At 66.2% G+C, this 23318-nt stretch carries 24 protein-coding genes; 18 read left to right on the plus strand and 6 right to left on the minus strand.

Features of this window, described 5'->3' with window-relative positions; genetic code table 11:
* The first annotated feature begins 93 nt into the window (after positions 1-93).
* The 4 genes from dnaK to D3877_RS14855 all read left to right on the plus strand — a co-directional run bounded on the left by dnaK (position 94) and on the right by D3877_RS14855 (position 5432).
* Entirely contained in the window at positions 94-2004 is a 1911-nt protein-coding gene (gene dnaK / locus D3877_RS14840; protein WP_119831528.1) for a molecular chaperone DnaK, read from the plus strand.
* Positions 2005-2143: 139 nt separating this feature from the next.
* Positions 2144-3304 (plus strand): molecular chaperone DnaJ, encoded by a 1161-nt coding sequence (gene dnaJ, locus D3877_RS14845; protein WP_119831529.1) that lies wholly within the window; start codon positions 2144-2146, stop codon positions 3302-3304.
* Between the two features lie 191 nt (positions 3305-3495).
* Complete coding sequence (locus D3877_RS14850; protein ID WP_119831530.1) at positions 3496-4647, plus strand: GGDEF domain-containing protein; 1152 nt, start codon at positions 3496-3498, stop codon at positions 4645-4647.
* 71 nt (positions 4648-4718) lie between these two features.
* Positions 4719-5432: a hypothetical protein gene (locus D3877_RS14855; RefSeq protein WP_119831531.1), complete on the plus strand. Its 714-nt coding sequence runs from the start codon at positions 4719-4721 to the stop codon at positions 5430-5432.
* A gap of 88 nt (positions 5433-5520) precedes the next feature.
* On the opposite strand, the gene D3877_RS14860 is transcribed toward D3877_RS14855, so the two are convergent.
* The 3 genes from D3877_RS14860 to D3877_RS14870 all read right to left on the minus strand — a co-directional run bounded on the left by D3877_RS14860 (position 5521) and on the right by D3877_RS14870 (position 9702).
* Positions 5521-6243, minus strand: a complete 723-nt coding sequence (locus tag D3877_RS14860) for a Bax inhibitor-1/YccA family protein (protein WP_199720813.1) — start codon at positions 6241-6243, stop codon at positions 5521-5523.
* 157 nt (positions 6244-6400) lie between these two features.
* Positions 6401-8953 carry an ABC transporter permease gene (locus D3877_RS14865; RefSeq protein ID WP_119831532.1) on the minus strand — a complete coding sequence of 851 codons (2553 nt, stop codon included), beginning with the start codon at positions 8951-8953 and terminating at the stop codon, positions 6401-6403.
* 5 nt (positions 8954-8958) lie between these two features.
* Positions 8959-9702, minus strand: a complete 744-nt coding sequence (locus tag D3877_RS14870; RefSeq protein WP_119831533.1) for an ABC transporter ATP-binding protein — start codon at positions 9700-9702, stop codon at positions 8959-8961.
* 40 nt (positions 9703-9742) lie between these two features.
* Here D3877_RS14870 and D3877_RS14875 point away from each other — a divergent pair, with 40 nt between their 5' ends.
* The 8 genes from D3877_RS14875 to D3877_RS14910 all read left to right on the plus strand — a co-directional run bounded on the left by D3877_RS14875 (position 9743) and on the right by D3877_RS14910 (position 15865).
* Positions 9743-10426, plus strand: coding sequence for an arylesterase (locus tag D3877_RS14875; protein ID WP_238474897.1), 684 nt, complete (start codon positions 9743-9745; stop codon positions 10424-10426).
* Positions 10427-10433: 7 nt separating this feature from the next.
* Positions 10434-11591 (plus strand): FIST signal transduction protein, encoded by a 1158-nt coding sequence (locus D3877_RS14880; RefSeq protein ID WP_119831535.1) that lies wholly within the window; start codon positions 10434-10436, stop codon positions 11589-11591.
* Positions 11592-11603: 12 nt separating this feature from the next.
* Complete coding sequence (locus tag D3877_RS14885; protein WP_119831536.1) at positions 11604-12644, plus strand: NADP(H)-dependent aldo-keto reductase; 1041 nt, start codon at positions 11604-11606, stop codon at positions 12642-12644.
* Between the two features lie 37 nt (positions 12645-12681).
* A complete protein-coding gene (thpR, locus tag D3877_RS14890; RefSeq protein ID WP_119831537.1) occupies positions 12682-13242 on the plus strand; it encodes an RNA 2',3'-cyclic phosphodiesterase in 561 nt (186 codons plus the stop codon).
* Positions 13243-13360: 118 nt separating this feature from the next.
* Positions 13361-13939, plus strand: coding sequence for a Smr/MutS family protein (locus D3877_RS14895; RefSeq protein WP_119831538.1), 579 nt, complete (start codon positions 13361-13363; stop codon positions 13937-13939).
* Positions 13940-13970: 31 nt separating this feature from the next.
* Positions 13971-14372, plus strand: coding sequence for a helix-turn-helix domain-containing protein (locus D3877_RS14900; protein WP_119831539.1), 402 nt, complete (start codon positions 13971-13973; stop codon positions 14370-14372).
* 156 nt (positions 14373-14528) lie between these two features.
* Positions 14529-14933, plus strand: a complete 405-nt coding sequence (locus D3877_RS14905) for a globin domain-containing protein (RefSeq protein WP_119831540.1) — start codon at positions 14529-14531, stop codon at positions 14931-14933.
* A gap of 170 nt (positions 14934-15103) precedes the next feature.
* Positions 15104-15865 carry an SDR family NAD(P)-dependent oxidoreductase gene (locus tag D3877_RS14910; RefSeq protein ID WP_119831541.1) on the plus strand — a complete coding sequence of 254 codons (762 nt, stop codon included), beginning with the start codon at positions 15104-15106 and terminating at the stop codon, positions 15863-15865.
* A 54-nt stretch (positions 15866-15919) separates the two neighbouring features.
* On the opposite strand, the gene hslU is transcribed toward D3877_RS14910, so the two are convergent.
* The 3 genes from hslU to D3877_RS14925 all read right to left on the minus strand — a co-directional run bounded on the left by hslU (position 15920) and on the right by D3877_RS14925 (position 19417).
* Positions 15920-17239 carry an ATP-dependent protease ATPase subunit HslU gene (hslU, locus tag D3877_RS14915; RefSeq protein ID WP_119831542.1) on the minus strand — a complete coding sequence of 440 codons (1320 nt, stop codon included), beginning with the start codon at positions 17237-17239 and terminating at the stop codon, positions 15920-15922.
* Positions 17240-17253: 14 nt separating this feature from the next.
* Positions 17254-17817, minus strand: a complete 564-nt coding sequence (gene hslV, locus D3877_RS14920; RefSeq protein WP_119831543.1) for an ATP-dependent protease subunit HslV — start codon at positions 17815-17817, stop codon at positions 17254-17256.
* A 79-nt stretch (positions 17818-17896) separates the two neighbouring features.
* Positions 17897-19417: a serine protease family protein gene (locus D3877_RS14925; RefSeq protein WP_119831544.1), complete on the minus strand. Its 1521-nt coding sequence runs from the start codon at positions 19415-19417 to the stop codon at positions 17897-17899.
* Between the two features lie 148 nt (positions 19418-19565).
* Between D3877_RS14925 and hisB the strand changes: the two genes are divergently transcribed.
* From hisB to D3877_RS14955, 6 genes are read left to right on the plus strand one after another with little or no spacing between them, the layout of a single operon-like run.
* Positions 19566-20189, plus strand: coding sequence for an imidazoleglycerol-phosphate dehydratase HisB (hisB, locus tag D3877_RS14930; RefSeq protein WP_119831545.1), 624 nt, complete (start codon positions 19566-19568; stop codon positions 20187-20189).
* A gap of 55 nt (positions 20190-20244) precedes the next feature.
* Positions 20245-20889, plus strand: coding sequence for an imidazole glycerol phosphate synthase subunit HisH (gene hisH / locus D3877_RS14935; RefSeq protein WP_119831546.1), 645 nt, complete (start codon positions 20245-20247; stop codon positions 20887-20889).
* 3 nt (positions 20890-20892) lie between these two features.
* Positions 20893-21441 (plus strand): GNAT family N-acetyltransferase, encoded by a 549-nt coding sequence (locus tag D3877_RS14940; protein WP_119831547.1) that lies wholly within the window; start codon positions 20893-20895, stop codon positions 21439-21441.
* Positions 21438-22184: a 1-(5-phosphoribosyl)-5-[(5-phosphoribosylamino)methylideneamino]imidazole-4-carboxamide isomerase gene (gene hisA / locus D3877_RS14945; protein ID WP_119831548.1), complete on the plus strand. Its 747-nt coding sequence runs from the start codon at positions 21438-21440 to the stop codon at positions 22182-22184. The genes D3877_RS14940 and hisA overlap by 4 nt, the downstream gene beginning before the upstream one ends.
* On the plus strand, positions 22184-22972 hold the full coding sequence (hisF, locus tag D3877_RS14950) for an imidazole glycerol phosphate synthase subunit HisF (protein WP_119831549.1): 789 nt from the start codon (positions 22184-22186) through the stop codon (positions 22970-22972). Before hisA ends, hisF begins: the two co-directional genes overlap by 1 nt.
* Positions 22965-23309 (plus strand): phosphoribosyl-ATP diphosphatase, encoded by a 345-nt coding sequence (locus D3877_RS14955; protein WP_119831550.1) that lies wholly within the window; start codon positions 22965-22967, stop codon positions 23307-23309. Before hisF ends, D3877_RS14955 begins: the two co-directional genes overlap by 8 nt.
* Positions 23310-23318 lie beyond the last annotated feature (9 nt).

Consider the following 23318-nt stretch of genomic DNA (forward strand, 5'->3'; position numbering starts at 1 on the left):
TCCACGTGAAACCGTTCCACCGACCCCAAGGGGATCGCGGCGGCGCCGGACTTGACGGGCCGCTACGCATCTGCCGAACACAAGAGGCTGAACATGAGCAAAGTCATCGGTATCGATCTCGGCACCACCAACTCCTGCGTCGCCGTGATGGAAGGCGGGACCGCCAAGGTCATCGAGAACGCGGAAGGCGCGCGCACGACGCCGTCGATGGTCGCCTTCGCCCAGAATGGCGAGCGTCTGGTCGGCCAGCCCGCCAAGCGCCAGGCCGTGACCAACCCGGAAAACACCCTCTTCGCGATCAAGCGTTTGATCGGCCGTCGCTACGACGATCCGCTGACCAAGAAGGACCAGGGTCTGGTCCCCTACAAGATCATCTCCGGTGACAACGGCGACGCCTGGACCGAATCCCACGGCAAGAAATACAGCCCCAGCCAGATCAGCGCCTTCATCCTGGGCAAGATGAAAGAGACGGCGGAAAATTATCTGGGTGAGAAGGTCAGCCAGGCCGTCATCACCGTCCCCGCCTATTTCAACGACAGCCAGCGCCAGGCGACCAAGGACGCCGGCAAGATCGCCGGGCTGGAAGTCCTGCGCATCATCAACGAGCCGACGGCCGCCGCGCTCGCCTATGGCATGGAGAAGAAGGGAACCGGCATCGTCGCGGTCTATGACCTTGGCGGCGGCACCTTCGACATCTCCGTCCTGGAAATCGGCGACGGCGTGTTCGAGGTGAAGTCCACCAACGGCGACACCTTCCTGGGCGGCGAAGATTTCGACGCCCGCATCATCGAGTTCCTGGCCGACGAGTTCCACAAGGAGCAGGGCATCGACCTGCGCAAGGACAAGCTCGCCCTTCAGCGTCTGAAGGAAGCCGCCGAAAAGGCGAAGATCGAGCTGTCCTCGACCACGCAGACCGAAGTCAACCTGCCCTTCATCACCGCCGACCAGACCGGGCCGAAGCACCTGAACATCAAGGTGACGCGCGCCAAGCTGGAAGCGCTGGTGGATGATCTGGTCCAACGCACGATCGAGCCGTGCAAGGCCGCCCTGAAGGACGCCGGTCTGAAGGCCGCCGAAATCGACGAGGTGATCCTGGTCGGCGGCATGACCCGCATGCCGCGCGTCATCGACGCGGTGAAGCAGTTCTTCGGGCGCGAGCCGCACCGTGGCGTGAACCCGGACGAGGTGGTCGCCATCGGCGCCGCCATCCAGGGCGGCGTGCTGAAGGGCGAGGTCAAGGACGTCCTGCTGCTCGACGTCACCCCGCTGTCCTTGGGCATCGAGACGCTGGGCGGCGTCTTCACCCGCCTGATCGACCGCAACACCACCGTGCCGACCAAGAAGGGCCAGACCTTCTCGACCGCCGAGGACAATCAGAACGCGGTGACGATCCGCGTGTTCCAGGGCGAGCGCGAGATGGCGCAGGACAACAAGCCGCTGGGTCAGTTCGATCTGGTCGGCATCCCGCCCGCCCCGCGCGGCGTGCCGCAGATCGAGGTGATCTTCGACATCGACGCCAACGGCATCGTCAGCGTCACCGCCAAGGACAAGGCGACCGGCAAGGAGCAGCAGATCCGCATCCAGGCCTCGGGCGGTTTGTCGGACGCCGACATCCAGAAGATGGTGAAGGACGCCGAAGCCCACTCCGCCGACGACAAGAAGCGTCGTGAGCTGGTGGACGCCCGCAACCACGCCGACGCCCTGATCCACACGACCGAACGCACCATCAAGGAAAACGCGGACAAGATCCCGGCGTCCGACAAGACCGCCGCCGAAGCCGCCGTCGCCGAGTTGAAGGGTGTGATGGACAGCGAGGATCTGGAGACGGTGAAGGCGAAGACCGAGGCTCTGGCCCAGGTCTCGATGAAGCTGGGCGAAGCGATGTACAAGGCTGGTCAGGCCGAGGGCGCCGGCGACGCCGCCGCGCCGCAGCAGCCCAAGGAGTCCGGCGTGGTTGACGCCGACTTTGAAGAAGTCCATGACGACAAGAAGAAGTCGGCCTAAGTCAGCCGTTTCTTTTTGATCTGGACGTGATGCGAGCATCGTTGGCCCGCCGCCTTTGACCGGCGGCGGGCCTTCGGTATGCTGGGGTCAAGGTCCAGCGTGACCCGGACCCAGAACGATGTGAAGGCGGTCGGCCCCCATGGCGAAACAGGATTATTACGAGCTGCTCGGTGTGGAAAAAGGCGCCAGCGCGGACGAGCTGAAAAAGGCTTACCGCAAGATGGCGATGCAGTACCACCCGGACCGCAACCAGGGTGACAAGGACGCCGAGCACAAGTTCAAAGAAGTCAGCGAAGCCTATGAGGTCCTGAAGGACGATCAGAAGCGCGCGGCTTACGACCGTTTTGGCCACGCCGCCTTTGAAAATGGCGGTGGGCGTGGCGGGCCGGGGGCTGGCGGCGGCGGCTTCAACTTTGATTTCGGCGGCTCGGGCGGTTTTGCCGACATCTTCGACGAGATGTTCGGCGAATTCATGGGCGGACGTCGGGGCGGCGGCGGCGGCGGATCCGCCGGTCGCGGCCAGGATCTGCGCTACAATCTGGAGATCGGCCTGGAAGAGGCGTTCAAGGGCACGCAAACCAACGTGCGCGTCCCCACCTCGGTCCAGTGCGACGGCTGCAACGGCAACGGCGCGGCGGCGGGCACCCAGCCGATCACCTGCCCGACCTGCCAGGGCCACGGCAAGGTGCGCGCCCAGCAGGGCTTCTTCACCATCGAACGCACCTGCCCCGGCTGCCACGGCGCCGGCAAGGTCATCAAGGACGCTTGCAAGACCTGCGGCGGCGCCGGTCGTCTGCGCAAGGAAAAGACCCTTCAGGTCAACATCCCGGCGGGCGTCGAGGACGGCACCCGCATCCGCTTGGCGGGCGAGGGCGAAGCGGGCTTGCGCGGGGCGCCGGCGGGGGATCTCTACATCTTCCTCGCCATCGCGGCGCACCCGATCTTCCAGCGCGACGGGGCCAACATCCATTGTCGGGTGCCGATCCCGATGACCACGGCGGCCCTGGGCGGCACGGTCGAGGTGCCGACCATCGACGGCACCCGCACCAAGGTGACGGTGCCGCCCGGCACCCAATCCGGCCATCAGTTCCGCATCAAGAGCAAGGGCATGTCGGTGCTGCGCAGCCCGCAGCGCGGCGACATGTACATTCAGGCCGTGGTCGAAACCCCGGTCAATCTGACCAAGCGTCAGCAGGAATTGCTGCGCGAGTTTGAGAGCGGCGGGAAAGAAGGATCGAATCCGCAATCGGAGGGATTCTTCGCCAAGGTGAAGGAGCTTTGGTCTGACTTGAAAGATTGATGCGTTGGGTTTGTTTCATTGAGACAAAAGAAGCGGCGAAAGCCGCTTCTTTTCGTTTTGGCGCGCTTTGTCGCAGCCGCAACCGCCCAACTCCCGCTCCATTTTGGCGAAAAGCGTTGCCGGGCTTTGAATGCCCGTGTAATCAGCCCAGATCATGTTCACTTCGGCTGTTGCTGGGAAAATCCCGCGTGATGCTCGGTAAATTGTTCCTCACGGACCTTGTTCGTGGCGACCAGCTTCGTGACCTGATCCGTCCCGACCGCCACACGCCGATCTTGAGCCGCCGCCGGGCCGCGATGATCCAATCGCGCATCCGCATGGTGGCCTTGGTCTTCGGCCTGTTGACGCCGCTGTGGATCATCATCGATGTCAGCGTCTTCAATTGGCCGCTGTCGGGGCAGTTGATGGCCTTGCGGCTGACCGCCAGCGCCGCCTTCCTCGCCCTGGCCCTGGATCCCCGCCCGTGCGAGGACATTCAGAACGCGTGGCTGCGGCTCAGCGCCCTGCTGGCCATCCCCACCCTGTTCTTCACCATCTCCCACCCCCTGCTCTACGCCGAGGGGATGGATGATCTGCGCATCGCGGTGACGGCGGGATATGGCTATCTGCCCTTCGTCATGGTCGCGGGCCTCAGCGTCTTTCCGTTGACCGCCGTTGAGGGCGCGCTGTTCGCCGCGCCGATGCTGGCGGCGCATCTGGGGGCTGGGTTCTATGGCTCGCTGGTGCTGCCTTTCCCGTCTTATCTCAGCGCCCTGTGGCTGCTGGTCCTGATCGCCGTGGTGGCGACGCTGGCCGCCATCAGCCAATTGCATTTCATGATCGCCCTGCTGGAACAGGCGGCGCACGATGTGTTGACCGGCGCCTTTTCCCGCCGCATCGGCGAGGAGTTGTTGAAGCTCCAGGTCGCCAACGCGCAACGCTCGCATCAACCGCTGTCCACCGTCTTCGTCGATCTTGATGATTTCAAGACGGTCAACGACCGCTTCGGCCATGACGAGGGCGACCGCGTGTTGCGCCACGCCGCCACGACGATTCGCAGCATGCTGCGGGAATCCGACGCGCTGGTCCGCTGGGGCGGCGAAGAGTTCCTGCTGATTATGCCCGACACGTCGGCCAGCGGGGCGATGATCGCCATCGAGCGGATGCGGCTGGTCGGTTTTGGCAAGCGCCCCGACGGCAGCCCGCAAACCGCCAGCGTCGGCCTCTCCGAGCAGGGCGCCGACCGCCTGTTCGATTGGGAAGCTCTGGTGGATCTGGCCGACCACCGCATGTATCAGGCCAAACAGGCGGGCAAGAACCGGGTGGTCGGCGTCGAAACGAAAGAGGCGTCACCCGCCGATTGAACGACCGCGTGAGACGATGGTTGCCGCCACATGCTAAGATGCGCGCGCGCCCATCGTCGGAGACTCCACCTGTGCCGTTCAGCAGCATCCTCGGAAAATCGCTGGCCGTTCTGACCGCCGACCGGCTCAACGCGCGCAAAGCGCTGACCCAACTGGTGGATGTCGGGCCGGGTTTGGGAACCTACGGGCGGCTTCTGCGCCCGATCCTGCCGCAAGCCCGTTTCATCGCCGTCGAGATCTGGGCGCCCTACGTCAAAGAATTCGGGCTGACCGAGATCTATGACGAGGTCCACATCGCCGACGCCCGCGTCTTCGATTACCGGCGGCTGCCCACCGGCGGTTTGGCCGTGCTGGGCGACATGCTGGAGCACATGACGAAGGACGAGGCCCAGGCGGTGGTGCTCGCCCTGCTTGACCGTTGCGACGCCGTCCTGCTGTCGATCCCCATCGGCCATTGGCCGCAGGATGAGTTCATGGGCAACCCGTGGGAGGCCCATGTCGCCAGCTATGGCCCCGGCGACGTCCGCCGGGTGTTTCCCTACAGCATCGCCGAAATGACCTTCAACATGAGCGAGGACAGCGGCATCGGCGTCTTCGTCCTGTCCCAGCGGCTCGACTTGCAGGATCAAATTTCCGCCTGCTTCATGGAATCGGTCGAACTCATCAAGGCGAACAACGGTTTGGTCTTTTGCGGCCTGCAACATTTGTCGGACCTGTCCGACCCGGCCAACGCCCAGCGCTTTTTCGAGGAACTGACGCCCTTCCTGACCAACCCACCAGCCTGACCAACCCACCTTGAATCAGCGCAAACGAAAACCGCCCGGAAGCAGGGTGCTTCCGGGCGGCTTGAAGGCTTGGCGTCAAGACGGCGGGTTACTCGTCGCGCTGCCCCAGGAAGTGCAACAGGAACTGGAACAGGTTGACGAAGTCGAGATACAGCGTCAGCGCGCCCATCAGGGCCAGCTTGCCGTTGCTCTCGCGGTCGTAACCCTCGGCGTAGCTTTCCTTGATCGACTGGGTGTCATAGGCGGTCAGGCCCGTGAAGATCACCACGCCGATGGCCGAGATCGCGAAATGCAGGGCCGGCGACTGGAAGAAGATGTTCGCCAGACCGGCGATCACGATGCCCAGCACGCCCATCATCAGGAACGACCCCATCTTCGTCAGGTCGGCCTTGGTCGTGTAGCCGTAGAGGCTCATCGACAGGAAGGTCGCGGCGGTGACGAAAAAGGTCAGCGCGATGGAGGCGCCGGTGAAGACCATGAAGATGGACGCCATCGACAGGCCCATCGACGCGCAATAGCCCCAGAAGACGAGCTGCGCGGTGGCGAAGGACAGTCGGTTGATGCCGAACGACAGCACCATGACGAACGCCAACGGCGTCAGCATCACCACCCATTTCAGGGGCGTGCCGAAAATGGCGGCCATCAGGGCGACGTTGGTGGACACCAGCGCGGCGATCAGGCCGGTCAGCACCAAACCAGCGCCCATGTAATTGTACACGCGCAGCATGTGCTGGCGCAGGCCTTCGTCGAAGTATCCCCGATCTGTCGCGCGGCCCATGGTCGCGAAGCGGTTAAAGGTCGGGTCAGCCATGGTTCAATCCTCGGTCATAGTAGGTGGTCCCGGTGCTCTGACATATTGGCGAGTCCTCCCAACGGTTCAATAGGAATCGAAAGAGGATTCGTCGGATAAAAAAGACGTCATGATTCGGCGTCTGTGAAACTCCTTTGGACACAACGCGCGTTCATGGTCATTCGTTGCGCAGCAGTGGGGCCGACGGCTGGCCCAGCGCCCGCCATGTCCCGTAAAAGCCGAAGGCCAGCGTGATCGCCGTGCTGAGCAGAATGGTCGTCAGCACCGCCGACGGCTGAAAGCCCCAATCCCACCGCATCAGGAACCGCAAAACCGCCCAGGCGGCCAGCGTGCCGATAGCTCCGGCGATGATGGCGGTCAGCAGCCCCAACAGGCCGTATTCCATCAAAAAGGCGCGCAGCACGTCGGCCCGCGTCGCCCCCAGCACCTTCAGCACCACGGCGTCATAGACCCGGCGGCGATGCCCGGCGGCGACCGCCCCGGCCAGCACCAGCGTTCCCGCCGCCAGCGTGATGAGGGCGACGACGCGCACCGCCGCGCCAATGTGGCCCAGCATGTCGCCCACGGTGTCGAGCGCGTCCTTGACCCGCACCAGCGTGATGTTGGGGAAATGGCTCAGCACCGCCTTTTGCACCGCGCCTTCGGCCTCGGGCGTGGCGCGGACGGTGGCGATCCAGGTTTGCGGCGCGCCTTCCAGCGTGCCGGGGGCGAACACCATGGTGAAGTTGATCGCCATGGAGCTGAATTCGGCGGCGCGCACGCTGGCGACCGTCGCCTCGATGCCGCGCCCCAGAATGTTGACGGTCAGCTTGGCCCCAGGCCCGATGTTGAAGGCGTCGGCGACGCTCTGGTGAATCGACAGCAGGGGCGGCCCGCGATAATCCGCCGCCCACCAGTCGCCCGTGACGATCTGCGAATGCTCCGGCAGGGTCGCGGAATAGGTGATGCCCCGGTCGCCCGCCAGAATCCAGGCCTGTTCGGGGTTGACCAGCGCCTTTTCCGCCTCCACCCCGTTCACCCGCTCGATCCGGCCGCGCAAACTGGGCACCGCCTCGAACGCGCTGGTTCCGGGAACCCCGGTCACGGTGTCGCGCAGGGCGGCGAACTGGTCGCGCTGGATGTCCACGAAGAAAAAGGCCGGGGCGTCCTTGGGGATGGTTTCCGACACCCGGCGGGAGAAATTCGCCTCGATCTGCGCGACCGCCACCAGCACGGTCAGACCCAGACCCAACGACAGCACCACCGCCGCCGTCGGGTTGCCGGGCCGGTGCAGATTGGCCAGGGCCAGCCGCAAACCCGGATGGCGCACGCGCCCGACCCGCGCCGCCGCCAGCGTGATGAGCGCCGCCGCCCCGCGAAAGGTCAGAAAGGTGGCGATGGAGCCGCCGACGAACCACAGGGCGAACAGCTTGTTGTCCGCCGTCGCCACCGCCAGACCGGCCAGCGCCAGCGCCGTCAGCGCCAGGGCGATCAGATAGGGCGCGCGCGGGCGGCCCTGCGCCGGGGCGATCACGTCGCGGAACAGCGCGCCCGCCGGAACCTCGCGCGCCCGGCCCAGCGGCCACAGGGAAAAGGTCAGCGCCGTCAGCAGCCCATACAGCGCGGCCAGCGCCAGCGCGCCGGGATACACCCCGATGTGGGCCGACACCGGCAACACCCCCTCCAGCACACGGCCCAACGCCAAGGGCGCGACCGCCCCCAGCGCCAGCCCGGCGAGAATGCCCAGCAGCGCCAGCGCCAGGATTTGCGCCAGATAGATCTCAAACACCAACGCGCCCGGCGCGCCGACGCATTTCAACGTGGCGATGCTGCGGGCGCGGGAATCGAGATGGCTGCGCACCGCGTTGCCGACCCCAACGCCGCCGACCAACAGCGCGGTCAGACCGACCAGCGTCAAAAACAGCGTCATCCGCTCGATGAAGCGTTCAACCTGCGGCGAGGCGTTGGTGACGTCGCGCATCGTCCAGGGCGCGGTCGGGAAGCGGGCCTTCACCTCTTTCTGCCAGGCCCACGCGTCGGTCCCCGGCGGCAGGGCGATCTTGGCGCTCCACCACGTCAAACTCCCCGGTTGCAGCAGCCCGGTCGCCTCCAGCGACGGCAGGGCGACCATCAGGCGCGGCCCCAGGGAAAAGGCGTTGGACGACGCGCGATCCGGTTCGCGGTCCAGAACGCCCGCCACCCGATAGACGCTGTCGCCGACGCGGATCGGATCGCCCAGCGCCACGCCCAGCCGGTCCATCAGGCTGGCCTCGACCACGGCGCCCCATTGGCCGTCGCGGCGGGCCAGCGCGCTTTTCAGATCGACGCCGTCGCGCAAGCTCAACGCGCCATAGAGCGGGTAAAGATCGTCAACCGCCTTCAACTCGACCAGCGACGCCTTGCCCTCGTCCAGCGCCCGCGCCATGCCGCGCATTTCGGCGGCGGTGGAAACGCGCCCGGCCCCGGTCAGGAAGGCCGTCTGTTCGGTGGTCGGCGGGGTGTAAAGCTGGCGGACCGCCACGTCGCCGCCAAGAATGGCTTGCCCATCCTGATTCAGCCCGGCGAGCAGGCCGCTCGACACCGACTGCACGGCGGCGATGGCGGCGACGCCCAGCGTCAGACAGCCCAGAAAAATCCAGAAGCCCTTCAAGCCGCCGCGCAGCTCGCGACGCGCCAAGCGCAGGGCGAGCCAGAAGGTGAAAAACGGCGAGGGCGCCGCGCTGTGAGCCATCCCCCTCACTCCCCGACCAGCGCGGGCCGCGCGCGCCGGGTGGCGACGCCGTCGTCGGCGATCCGCCCGTCGGCCAGCCGCACCGTGCGGTCGCAGCGCGCCGCCAACGCCGGATCGTGGGTGATGAGCACCAGCGTCGTCCCGCGCCGCTCGGCCAGATCGAACAGCAATTTGACGATGGTGACGCCGGTGTCGATGTCGAGATTTCCCGTCGGCTCGTCGGCCAGCAACAGCGACGGTTCGGTGACGAAGGCGCGGGCCAGCGCCGTGCGCTGTTGCTCGCCGCCCGACAATTGCCCCGGATAATGGTGGATGCGGTGGCCCAGCCCGACCGACTCCAGACCGGCCTGCGCCCGCGCGAAGGCGTCGCGCACCCCGGCGAACTCCAGCGGGATCGCCACATTTTCCAGCGCCGTCATCGTCGGAATCAGATGGAACGCCTGAAAGACGATGCCGACATGGTCGCGGCGGAAGCGCGCCAGACCATCCTCGTCCAGCCGGGCCAGATCCTGCCCGGCCACCCGGATCCGGCCCGAACTGGCGCGCTCCAGCCCCGCCATCACCATCATCATGGTGGATTTTCCCGAACCGCTGGGACCGACGACGCCGACCCGCTCGCCGCGCTCGACGTGAAGACTGACGCCCCGCAGGATGTTGACGGGTCCGGCCCCGCTGTCCAATCTCAGATGGACGTCGTCGAGATCGACGATGGTGTCGGACGGCGTTGCGTTGGAGTGAACCCTGGACATGCGTCTCTCGATCATGCGGAAAGGACGTTCGCCATATGGCATGGACCGCCGCGCTTTCAACGGTCGCGCGCTGGTCGCCGCCGCAGCCCTGCTGCTGGGCGTCGGCGTCGTGACCTCCCCGGCCCCCGCTTTTGCCGCCCCCGCGTCCGCCGCCCCGCCGGTCAAGCTGCTGGCCTTCGGCGACAGCCTGACCGCCGGTTACGGACTGCCCGAGGCGCAGGGCTTCACCAGCCAGTTGCAACGGGCGCTGACCGCCAAGGGCTACGCCGTCACCGTCATCAACGCCGGGGTGTCGGGCGACACCACGGCGGGCGGTTTGGCCCGGCTGGATTGGGCCTTGGCCGACCAACCCAACGCGGCCCTGGTCGGGTTGGGGGGCAACGACATGCTGCGCGGCCTTGATCCGGGCGCGGCGAAGACCAATTTGGACGCCATCCTGACCCGTTTGGGAGAGCGGAAAATCCCCGTCCTGCTGCTCGGCATGCTGGCCAGCCCCAGCCTTGGCCGCACCTACACCGAGCCGTTCAACGCGCTCTATCCCGATCTGGCGGCCCGCCACAATCTGCCGCTCTATCCCTTTTTCCTCGACGGGGTGGCGACGGATCGGGCCTTGATCCAAGCCGACGGGCTGCACCCCAACGCCCAGGGCGTGGCGGTGATCGTCGAACGGATGCTGCCCGCCGTCACCAACCTGCTCGATTCCCTGCCCAAAGCCGGAGGCTGACGCCCCAATGAGAACCGCCTCCGCCCCGCCCGACCAGCCCTTTCACGCCGCCAGCGCCACCGGCGCCGATTGGGGGCTGGCGACGAAAGCCTGCCTCGACCGGCTGGGGCCGGTGGCGGGCTGCAATCTGGGCCTGCTTTACATCACCGACGGGCTGGCCGAACACGCGACCAGCATCGTCACCCTGTTGCGCGGCGTCACCGGCATTCAGGATTGGGTCGGCACCGTCGGCATCGGCGTCGTCAGCACGGACGGCGTGTTCTTCGACGAACCGGCGATGGCGGTGATGGCCGTCCGTCTGCCCGAGGACAGCTTTCGCCTGTTCCCGATGCTGACCACCGACCTCGACCCGCTGCGCCGCGCGGCGGGCGGCTGGCTGGACAAGCATGGCGCGGCGCTCGCCCTGGTCCACGCCGACCCGCGTTGCCAACAGCTCGCCAGTCTGGTCGCCAACCTGTCGGACAGCGCCAGCGCCTTTCTGGTCGGCGGAACCAGCGCGTCGCGGGCGGAGTTTCCGCAATTCACCCAGACTGGCGACAGCAGCGGCGGCGCCGTGGCCGATGGCGGCCTGTCGGGCGTGCTGTTCGCGCCCTCGATCACGGTGGCCACCGCCAAGACGCAAGGCTGCCTGCCCATCGGGCCGAAACGGACCATCACCGCCAGCGACGACAATGTGATCCTGGAGATCGACGGACGCCCAGCCCTGGAGGTGTTCAAGGAGGACATCGGCCCGGATCTGGCCAATGATCTGCGCCGCGTCGCCGGGTTGATCTGCGCCGGTCTGCCCATCGCCGGGTCGGACACCCAGGATTATCTGGTGCGCGACCTCATCGCCATCGACCCGCGCGCCGGGTGGCTGTCCATCGCCGAGCCGGTGACGACGGGGCAAAGCATCCTGTTCACCCGCCGCGACGGCGACAACGCCGCCGCCGACATGCGCCGCACGCTCGCCACGCTGAAAAAGCGGGTGACGTCGCCGCCCAAGGGCGCGGTCTATGTCAGTTGCATCGCCCGTGGCCCCAGCCTGTTCGGCGACCCCAACGCCGAATTGGCGATGATCCGCGAGGCCTTCGGCGACGTGCCGCTGGTCGGCTTCTACGCGTCGGGCGAGATATCCCACAACCGCCTTTATGGTTACACAGGCGTATTGACCCTTTTCCTGTAAGGATTGTTTCGGATGCAGTATCGTTCCCTTGGCCGCAGCGGCCTGTCGGTCAGCGCCATCGGCCTTGGCACCATGACCTGGGGCGCCCAGAACAGCGAGGCCGAAGGCCACGCCCAGATGGACGCCGCGTTGGAGCGGGGCGTCACGTTTTGGGACACGGCGGAAATGTACGCCATCCCGCCGACCGCCAGCAGCTATGGCAAGACCGAGGCGATCATCGGTTCCTGGTTCCAGTCGCGCGGCCAGCGCGACAAGGTGATCCTGGCGACCAAGGTCATCGGCGGCGGCGGCGGATTCGCCTGGGTGCGCGACGGCAAATCCCGGCCCGACCGCGCCAACCTGTTCGCGGCGGTCGAGGCCAGCCTGTCCCGGCTGAAGACCGACTACATCGACCTTTACCAACTCCATTGGCCCGACCGCGCCACCGCGCGTTTTGGCGCGCGGCTCTACAGCCACACGCCGGAGAAGGACGGCGTGCCGATTGAAGAGACGCTGGCGGCCTTCGCCGATCTGGTGACAGCGGGCAAGATCCGCCATGTCGGCCTGTCGAACGAAACCCCGTGGGGCGTCATGCGCTTCCTGCGCGCCGCCGAAACGGTCGGGCTGCCGCGCGTCGTCTCCATCCAAAACGCCTACAATCTGCTGAACCGGACCTTTGAACAGGGGCTGTCGGAGGTTTCCCTGCGCGAGGAGGTCGGGTTGCTGGCCTATTCGCCGCTGGGGGCCGCGACCTTGACCGGCAAATACCTGAACGGCGCCGTGCCGCCCGGTTCGCGCCGCGCGCTGGATCACCGCGCCTCGCGCTACGCCACCGCCAACGCCGACGCGGCGACGCTGGCTTATCTCGACATCGCCCAGCGTCACGGCTTGTCGCCGTCGCAAATGGCCATCGCCTTCACGCTCCATCAGCCCTTCGTCGCCTCCTCCTTGATCGGGGCGACGACAATGGAGACGCTGATATCGAACATCGAAGCCATCGACGTCACCCTGTCGGACGAGGTGCTGGCCGAGATCGACGCTGTGCACAACCGCCTTCCCGACCCCTGCCCCTAAGCCCCCTGCCCCGAACCCAGACGCGGACCCGCCGCCGATGATCCGTCTCTTCGTCGCCATCACCATCGCGGACGCGGTTCGCCAGCGCCTCGCCGGATTGTCCGGCGGGGTGCCGGGGGCGCGCTGGATGGAACCGGAGAGCCTGCATCTGACCCTGCGCTTCATCGGCGACGTCCATGAGGATCAAGCCATCGACATGGATGAGGCGTTGACGGCGCTGCGCGCGCCGTCCTTCGCCTTGACGTTGGAAGGTGTCGGCGTTTTTGGCTCCGCGCGGCGCGCCCGCATCCTATGGGCCGGGGTGGAGCGGAACGAGGCGCTGAGCCATCTTCAGGCCAAGGTGGAATCGGCGCTGGTCCGCTGCGGCCTGCCCGCCGAGGAGCGGAAATTCTCCCCCCACGTCACCTTGGCCCGGTTGCGCGACCCGCCACCGGATCGGCTGGGCCGCTTCCTGACCGACAACGGCCTGTTCCGCGCCGGGCCGATGGTGGTTGATCGCGTCACCCTCTACCGCAGCCATCTCGGCAACGGCGGGTCGGTGTATGAGGCGTTGAGCGATTACCCACTGGCCGGGCCGCTGGCCGGATCCGGCCCCTGATGGGCGCGCTGAAGACGGGAGCGTTGCGGCGACAGCGATTGACAGCGGAGCGCTGTCGGGATTTATGCCCCCAACCCCCGAGCCAACCGCTCCAGCAGATCGAAGAAGGTTCGCGCCGATGACCCGCCGACGCCTGCCCACGCCTGAGGAGCGGCATTTGTGGCGGATCGCCATGCGCGACGCCGACCCCATGCCGGGCCGGGCGCTCGATCCCGAACCGGAACCGCCGCCGCCCGCGCTCGACGAGCCGGTGGCGACCCGCCTCGCGCCGCCGCCCACCGCCCAGCCGCGCGCCGCCGCCGCGCGACCGGGCCGCAGTCTGGCCCCGCTGACGCCGGGATCGACCGCCAACATCGACCGCCGCACCAGCGACCGTTTCCGCAAGGGCCAATTGGTGATCGAGGGGCGGATCGACCTGCATGGCATGACCCAGGCGCAAGCCCACATGGCGCTTGCCGGATTCGTTCATCACGCCTGGAACGACGGGCGGCGCTGCGTGCTGGTCATCACCGGAAAGGGCAGCGACAAAAGTGGACTGGGGGGAGGATTGGGCGTGTTGCGTCAAGCCGTGCCGCGTTGGCTGGGCGACCCGGCCCTGCGCCCGATGATCGTCGCCATTCAACCCGCCCAACCCAAGGACGGCGGCGACGGCGCCTTGTATGTCTTGATAAAAAGGCGGCGCGACCGTAAGGACTAAGCACGTCCTTGACCCTTTGGGAAACTCCCCGATGACTCCGTTCGGCGAACGGGTCCGTTCGCTGCGCGACGCCAAAGGCGTGACGCTGAAGCAGATGGCGACCGACCTGTCGATCTCGTCCGCCTATCTGTCGGCCTTGGAGCATGGCAAACGCGGCCAGCCCTCCCCCCAACTCGTCCGCCAGATCTGCGCCTATTTCGGCATCATCTGGGACGAGGCGGAAGCGCTGGAGCGGCTGGCGGATCTGTCCCACCCGCGCGTGACGGTGGACAGCTCCGGCCTCAGCGCCAAGGCGACCGAACTGGCCAACCGCCTGTCCGAACGCATCGGCGATCTGGACGAGGAGACGCTCGACCGCCTGCTGACGATCCTCGACGCCGTGCCGCCGCGCAAAACAATCGGCGTCCGCCGGGTGGCCGGACGGCGGCGTTGAGCGGTCCAACGTCGCCACCTGTCAGGCAGGCGCCCAGATTGTGAAGGACAGACAATCCAGTTACACACACGCAATATATAGATTCTATCCCTTGCGGGGTTCGCGTATTTTTCTTACGGTCGCCGGACAAAATTCTTCTCATCCGGGGTCCTTGCCATGATGTCTCCTAAAAACATCGAGATGGTCACTGTTTCCTTTGGTCGCCTCGCTCTGTCCAAAGCAAAAGTCGCTGACGATTTTTACAACCGCCTCTTTGAGATTGATCCGTCTCTGCGCAAACTCTTCAAGTCAGACATGAAGGCGCAGGGCGAAAAGTTGATGATGACGATGTCGATTGCGGTCAGCAACCTCAAGAATCCAAACGCCATTCGCAACACGGTCGTCAATCTGGGAAAGCGCCACGTCACGTATGGCGTGACCAAAAAAGACTATCAAACGGTGGCTCAAGCGTTGCTGTTCGCCATCGAAAAAAATCTGGGCGACGCGTTCACGCCCGAGATCAAGACCGCCTGGGTTGAGATGTACACGGTGGTCGCCGGGATGATGCAGGAAGCGGCGTAAATCACCCGCCTGATCGGCCCCACGGCGGCGGCGAACCCTTGGAAAAACAGTTGGGAACGTCGGCTGTCCCCTGTCGGACTCCCGGCCATCGTCGTTGCCGCCAAGGCGGAGACGACGCCTTGAAACAACGTGGCCACTTCAAACAGCGCTGAATGATGAGGGGAAACGCCATGAGCCGATGCGCGGTCGTCACCGGAGGCCAGTCGGGCATCGGGCGGCGTCTGGTCACAGCGCTCGCCCAGAACGGCTTTCGCGTGGCCTTCAGCGACCGCTCCCTGTCAGACGCCGTCCAAACTCTGGAATCGAACGCCGAGAGCCATGGCGGAGCGATCCGTGGCTTCCCATGCGACGTTGGCGTCGGTCAGGATGTCGACCGATTCTATCAGGCGGCCGCCGATTGGTTTGGGACCGCGCCGGACGTTCTCATCAACAACGCCGGGACGCAAAGCTGGTCGAGCCTGTTGGAGTTGGATGAGGACTCCTGGGACAGCGTCATCCGCACCAACCTGAAGGGCTGCTTCCTGAACACCAAGGCCGCCGCCCGTCTGATGATCGACGCGGGCAAGCCGGGATCCATCATCAACATCGGCTCCGGCTGCAACAAGCTGGCCTTCCCAAAGCTGGTTGACTACACGGCGTCCAAGGGCGGCGTCGAGCAATTCACCAAGGTCGCCGCCGTCGAATTGGGGCCGTATGGAATCCGGGTGAATTGCGTGGCTCCCGGCGCCATCGCGACCGAACGCACCAGCGGGGAAGCGGCGGGTTATTCGGAAAAATGGGCGAAGATCACGCCCTTGCGCCGGGTGGGAACGCCCGACGACATCGTCGGCCCGGTGATGTTCCTGACCAGCGAGTCCTCATCCTTTGTGACCGGACAAACGCTGTGGGTGGACGGCGGCGTGTTCTCGCAAGCCAATTGGCCCGACTATTGACAAAAAGCCCCTCCCCACGGCGGAGGAAGGGCTTTTGGCCTCGGCAAACCGCCCTTACAGAATGAACTTCGACAAATCGGTGTTCTTGGCCAAGGCGGCCACCCGGTCGCGGACGTAAGCGCCGTCGATGGTGATGGTCTCGCCGCTCTTGTCGCTGGCGGTGAAGCTGACCTCTTCCAACAGACGTTCCAGCACGGTGTGCAGACGGCGGGCGCCGATGTTTTCGACCGACGCGTTGATCTCGGTCGCCAGACGGGCCAGCTCGTCGATGCTGTCGTCGGTAAAGACCAAATCCACCTCTTCGGTTTTCAGCAGCGCCTTGTATTGGCGGATCAAGCTGGCTTCCGGTTCGGTCAGGATGCGCTTGAAATCATCCTGCCCCAGCGCCTTCAGCTCGACGCGGATCGGCAGGCGGCCTTGCAGTTCGGGCAGCAGGTCCGACGGCTTGGCGATGTGGAAGGCGCCCGACGCGATGAACAGGATGTGGTCGGTCTTCACCGCGCCATGCTTGGTGGACACGGTGGTGCCCTCGATCAAGGGCAGAAGATCGCGCTGCACGCCTTCGCGGCTGACGTCGGCCCCGCCGCGCGTGTCCGACCGGGCGGTGATCTTGTCGATTTCGTCGAGAAAGACGATGCCGTTCTGCTCCACCGCGCGAATCGCCTCGGCGATCACCGTGTCCTGGTCCAACAGCTTGTCGGATTCCTCGGCCATCAGCACGGTGTGGCTGTCGGCGACGGTCAAGCGGCGCGGCTTGGTCCGCCCGCCCATCATCTTGCCGAACATGTCGTTGAGATTGAGCATGCCCATCTGGCCGCCCGGCACGCCGGGAATGTCGAAGGTCGGCAGGGCGCCGCCGGATCCGGTCTCGGCGACCTGAATCTCGATCTCCTTGTCGTTCAGCGTGCCTTCGCGCAGCATCTTGCGGAATTTGGCCCGCGTCTCGGCGCTGGCGCTGTCGCCGCACAGCGCGTCGAGCACGCGCTCCTCCGCGCGCAATTCGGCCTTGGCCTCGACCTCTTTGCGCAGCTTGTCGCGGGTCATGACGATGGCGGATTCGACCAGATCGCGGATGATCTGCTCGACGTCGCGCCCGACATAGCCGACTTCGGTGAATTTGGTCGCCTCGACCTTCAGGAAGGGGGCCTGCGCCAGCTTGGCCAGACGGCGGGCGATTTCGGTTTTGCCGACGCCGGTCGGGCCGATCATCAGGATGTTTTTCGGCTGCACCTCGTCGCGCAGCGCCTCGGGCAGTTGCTGGCGGCGCCAGCGGTTGCGCAGCGCGATGGCGACGGCGCGCTTGGCGTCGTTCTGGCCGATGATGTAACGGTCGAGTTCCGAGACGATCTCGCGGGGGCTGAAGGCGGCGGTCATGGCGGATTCCCCGGTCAGAGCTTTTCAAGCGTGACGTTTTCGTTGGTGTAGACGCAGATTCCGGCGGCGATCTTCATCGCCTTGCGGGCCACCGCCTCGGCGTCGAAGCCGTCCAGGTCGATCAACGCGCGCGCCGCCGACAGGGCGTAGGAGCCGCCCGACCCGATGCCGATCAAGCCGTCTTCGGGTTCCAGCACGTCGCCGTTGCCGGTCAGCACCAGACTGACGTTCTTGTCGGCCACCGCCATCATCGCTTCCAACCGGCGCAGATAGCGGTCGGTGCGCCAATCCTTGGCCATCTCCACACACGCGCGGGTCAATTGGCCGGGATGCTGCTCCAGCTTCCCTTCCAGCCGCTCGAACAGGGTCATGGCGTCGGCTGTCGCCCCGGCGAACCCGGCCATGACGCTGCCGCCCGCCAGCCAGCGCACCTTGCGCGCGTTCGACTTCATGACCGTCGGGCCGACCGAGACCTGACCGTCACCGGCGATGACCACCTGCCCGTTCTTGCGCACCGACAAAATCGTCGTGCCGTGCCACTGGATCGGGTCATGGGGGTTGGACGCGTGAGAAGACATGGGACAACCGCGCTTGTGAAAAGGACCTGCCGAACCCACGGCGACGGTCATAAGGATGACACGCGCGCGGGCCTGCGGTCTATGTGGGAGGGTCGCCGTTCCCGTCAAGCTCCGCGTCGTGGTCGTTGTCCGGGGAACGGTCCCGATCCTTCCGGCTGACCGGCGCCGCCCCCTCCTGCCGCAGATCCACCCCAAGGCGCGACAGGATGCCGCTGACCGGCAAGAAGGCCGTCAGACCCGGCGGCGCCGTCATCGCCATGCCGGACGACCCCAACGCCACGCCAACCAACGCGCCGCTGTCGTCCAGCAGAGCGTCGCCCGCCTCGACGCGTCCCCCCGACGGGTCGGCCAACCCCAGATCCGCCTGGATCACCGCGACTCCACGCTGGGGATCAAGCGGCAGACCGCCGACGATGCCCTTGGCCTCGCGCTGTCCATCCTCGCCGCCCGACCGCGTCATCACGACACGAACCGGGTCGCTGACCCGCAGCGGCGCGCCCCGCACCGCGACGGCGGTCAGCCGCGCCGGAACACGGACCAGGGCGAAGCCGCTGACGGCGTCCCAGTCCTCCACGCTGCCGGTCAACTCCACCCCACGCGCCGGATGAACCATGACGCTATGGCCAGGACTGATCTGCGGCGCCAGCAACAAGGAGTGCCAACCACCATCCCGAGACACCGCGCCAATCACGAGGCCATGGCCGGATCCGGCCCGGATCCGGGCCGCGCCAAGCCGCGCGTCCATTCTGTCCGAACCGCCACGCTCCGCCGCCGGAGTCAGAATGGTCAGCGTGGACGCTGGGCGGCCCGGCGATGAGTCCAAGCCGGGATCCGCAAGACCGCGCCCGACCGTCTCCCCCGCCACCGCCGCCGATCCGTCGCCGCCGCCCAAGCCGCTGCCGCCCGAGGGAACCGGCGGGCCACCCCGACGCAGCGCCGCGCGGAAACCAGGGTCGGCGGCCAGACGATCCGCCGCCGCCGCGAAGGCTTCCTCAATCAACAGGATGTCGCCCTGGGGAACGCCGCTGTCCTGGCGGCTGACCCCGCTGGTGGCGGCGCGGTGGACCAGCCGACCATCGCGCGCGTCATAGACCGACCAATCGACCCGCGCGCTGCCGGTTCCCGACACGCCCTTGTTGGCGCCGGTCAGCCAGTTGTTGCGATGGCACAGCTCCAGCCGGATGTCGCGCAACTCTCCCTGCACGGTGAAACGCGCCCGGTTGTCGCCGCCGCTTGGCGCGTCCGGCCCGCCGTCGCGCCCAACCACGTCAAAGCCGGTGTCGGCCATCACCTCGCCAAAGCGCGCGTCAATGGTGGAGCCGCGCCGCATGCCCGCGCCGCTGGTCCAGAACACCGGGTCATAGGGCGGGGCGCAATCCAGATCCCAGACATAGCGCCCAATCTCCATCCCCCGCCGCATCGCGTTGATCGACAGCCCGCCAAAGCGCAGCGGCTCGGTGGTTCCCGGCGCGACCCGCGCGGCGGGGTCGGGACGTGGTTGGGTCGTCGCGGTCAAACAGCCCGTCAATGGCAAGGCGGCGGCCATCACCAGGAGAATGACCGCGCAAAGGCGGCGCCAGGGTCGCGGCTGGATCGACATATCGGGCTATGCTCGTAATGCGTGTGTTCAACAGTAATTCACACACGCGCATCCGACAATCGTCGGAATTGAATCACCGACAACAACAAGCGGGCGGCCAAGCGCGCCGCCGCTGGCGCCCCTGCCCGCTTCCTGCTACAAAATCAGCATGGACCAGAGCCTTGCCAATGGCGTCCGCCGCGCCTCGATCGAGCGGAACACGACCGAAACCCGGATCCGGGTTGCGGTGAATCTGGATGGAACCGGCGTGTATGACGTCAAAACCGGCCTCGGTTTTCTCGATCACATGCTGGAGCAACTGTCGCGTCACAGCCTGATGGACCTGACGGTCCACGCCGACGGCGACCTGCACATCGACGGCCACCACACCACCGAAGACAGCGGCATCGCCATCGGCATGGCAGTGGCGAAGGCGCTGGGCGACCGCAAGGGCATCCAGCGCTACGGCCACGCCTATGTCCCGATGGACGAGACGTTGACCCGTGTGGCGTTGGATTTCTCCAACCGCCCCTACCTGATCTGGAAGGTCGCCTTCACCCGCGACAAGCTGGGCGATTTCGACACGGAGCTGTTCAAGGAATGGTTCCAGGCCTTCGCCATGGCCGCCGGGGTGACGCTGCACGTCGAAACCCTGTATGGCGAGAACAACCACCACATCATCGAAAGCTGCTACAAGGCGCTCGCCCGCGCCCTGCGCGCTGGGGTGGAGATCGACCCGCGCAAGCGCGACGCCGTGCCATCGACCAAAGGCACCTTGGGCGGGTCTCTGTAAGGCCAAGGACCTTGTTTTTCTGATTGGGTCCTTTTGACTGGGGTTTGAGACGTTCATGGAAACGGTCGCGCTGATCGATTACGGCTCTGGCAACCTGCGCTCCGCCGCCAAGGCGATCGAGCGCGCCGCCGGTGAGGCCGAAGCCTCTTACACCATTCTCGTGACGTCGGACGCCGACGCGGTGCGCCGCGCCGACCGCGTGGTTCTGCCCGGCGTCGGCGCCTTCGCCGACTGCAAACGCGGCCTGTCGGAGGTTCCCGGCATGCTGGAGGCGTTGGACGAGGTGGTCCACCGCCGCGCCCGTCCCTTCCTGGGCATCTGCGTCGGCATGCAGTTGATGGCCGAACGGGGCCGCGAATTCGGCGTGACCGAGGGGCTGGGCTGGATCAAGGGCGAAGTGGTCAAGCTTCAGCCGTCCGACCCGTCGCTGAAGATTCCCCACATGGGTTGGAACGAGCTGAACATCCAGCGCCCCCACCCGGTGCTCGCCGGGTTGCCGGAGGGCGCGCACGCCTATTTCGTCCATTCCTACCAGTTCAAACTGGACGACCCCGACACGCTGATCGCCTCGGTCGATTACGGCGGGCCGTTCGCCGCCGTCATCGGGCGCGACAACATGGTCGGCACCCAGTTCCACCCGGAAAAGAGCCAGGCGACCGGCCTCGCCTTGATCGCCAATTTCCTGCGCTGGAAAGCCTGAGACATGGCGCACATCGCCATCGAGCGGGTGGACGCGCTGAAAAACGGCGACCTGCATGATTTGTGCGACGCCGCCAACGACGCCATCACGGTCGGCGGCGGCTTTGGCTGGGTCGATCCGCCGTCGCGCGACGTCATGGAACGCTATTGGAAGGGCGTTCTGGTGGTGCCGGAACGCATCCTGTTCGTCGCCCGGCTGGACGGCGTCATCGCCGGATCGGCCCAACTGGTCAAGCCGCCGCGCAACAACGAGGCTCAAGGCCACGCCGCCACCTTGACCACCGCCTTCGTCGCGCCCTGGGCGCGCAGCCATGGTCTGGCCCGTCTGTTGACGCAAGCGGTCGAGGAAGAGGCACGCGCCGCCGGATTCCGCGTGCTCAATCTCGACGTCCGCGAGACCCAAACGGCGGCGATCGCGCTGTACGAGACGCTCGGCTTCAAGCGTTGGGGCACCCATCCCTTTTACGCGCTGGTCAAGGGCGACCGGCTTGCCGGACATTTCTATTCCAAAGACCTCGGACCCAACACGCCACAAGACGGAACGCCGCCATGATCATCTACCCCGCCATCGACCTCAAAGACGGCGCCTGCGTCCGCCTGCTGCGCGGCGAGATGAGCCAGGCCACGGTTTTCAACACCGATCCGGGCGATCAAGCCCGCCTGTTCCAAAGCCAGGGGTTCGAGTGGCTGCATCTGGTCGATCTGAACGGCGCCTTTGAAGGCAAGCCGGTCAACGGCGCGGCGGTTGAAAGCATCCTGAAGGCCGTGACCATCCCGGTGCAGCTTGGCGGCGGCATCCGCGATCTCAAGACCATCGGCATGTGGCTGGAAAAAGGCGTCAGCCGCGTCATTCTGGGCACCGTCGCCCTGCGCGATCCCGACTTGGTCAAGGCGGCCTGCCGCGAATTCCCCGGCAAGGTCGCCGTCGGCATCGACGCGCGCGAAGGCTATGTCGCGGTGGCGGGCTGGGCCGAAACGTCGGACATCAAGGCGCTGGATCTGGCCCTGAAGTTCGAGGATTGCGGCGTCGCCGCCATCATCTACACCGACATCAACCGCGACGGCGCGATGGGCGGGGTGAACGTCGAATCCACCTCCGATCTCGCTTTCCATCTGACCACGCCGGTCATCGCGTCGGGCGGCGTGTCGTCGATGGAGGATTTGATCGCGCTGAAGACCGAGGAGGACACCGGCATCGAGGGCGTCATCTGCGGCCGCGCCCTCTATGACGGGCGCATCGACCCGAAAGAGGCGCTCGCCCTCCTGTCCGCCCCCGCCGTCGAGGACGCCGACTGATGCTGAAGATGCGCGTCATCCCCTGCCTGGACGTCAAGGACGGGCGGGTCGTCAAAGGGGTCAATTTCGTCGATCTGGTGGACGCTGGCGATCCGGTCGAACAGGCCCGCGTCTATGACCGCGAGGGGGCCGACGAGCTGACCTTCCTCGACATCACCGCCAGCCACGAAAACCGCGACACCATCTATGACGTGGTGCGCCGCACCGCCGAACAGGTGTTCATGCCGCTGACCGTCGGCGGCGGCGTCCGCGTGGTCGAGGACATCCGCAAGCTGCTGCTGGCCGGGGCCGACAAGGTGTCGATCAACACCGCCGCCATCCACCGGCCCGAATTCGTCCAGGAAGCCGCCCAGAAGTTCGGCGCGCAATGCATCGTCGTCGCCATCGACGCCAAGAATGTCGCCCCCGGCAAGTGGGAGGTGTTCACCCATGGCGGGCGCAACGCCACCGGGCTTGACGCCATCGAGTGGGCCAAGCGGATGGAATCGCTGGGGGCGGGCGAGATCCTGCTGACCTCGATGGACCGCGACGGCACCAAGAGCGGCTTCGATCTGGCGCTGACCCGCAAGGTGGCCGACAGCCTGAAAATTCCGGTCATCGCGTCCGGCGGCGTCGGAACGCTCGACCATCTGGTGGAGGGCATCCGCGAGGGCCACGCCACCGCCGTGCTCGCCGCGTCGATCTTCCATTTCGGAACCTACACCATCGGCCAGGCCAAGCAGGCCCTGAGCGACGCCGGAATTCCGGTGCGCCCGGCCAACAACCAGGGAGGCGCCCGTCATGGCTGATCCCAAGACGCACAAGCTGTCGGGCGAGACGCTCGACCGGCTTTACACCATCGTGCTGTCCCGCAAGGGGGCCGACCCGGAAAGCTCCTACACCGCCAAGCTCTACAGCCGGGGAACCGCCAAGATCGCCCAGAAGGTGGGTGAAGAGGCCGTCGAGGCCATTTTGGAGGCGGTGCGCGGCGACAAGGCGGCGCTTGCGGCGGAATCGGCGGACCTGCTCTATCACCTGATGGTGCTGTGGGCCGACGCTGGGTTGGATCCCGTCGTCGTCTGGGAAAAGCTGGCCCAACGCGAAGGCGTCAGCGGCCTGGATGAGAAAAAAGCCCGCAAGTCCTGACCGAACACA

This window comes from Azospirillum cavernae (genome assembly GCF_003590795.1).
In the GTDB taxonomy this organism is placed as follows: domain Bacteria; phylum Pseudomonadota; class Alphaproteobacteria; order Azospirillales; family Azospirillaceae; genus Azospirillum; species Azospirillum cavernae.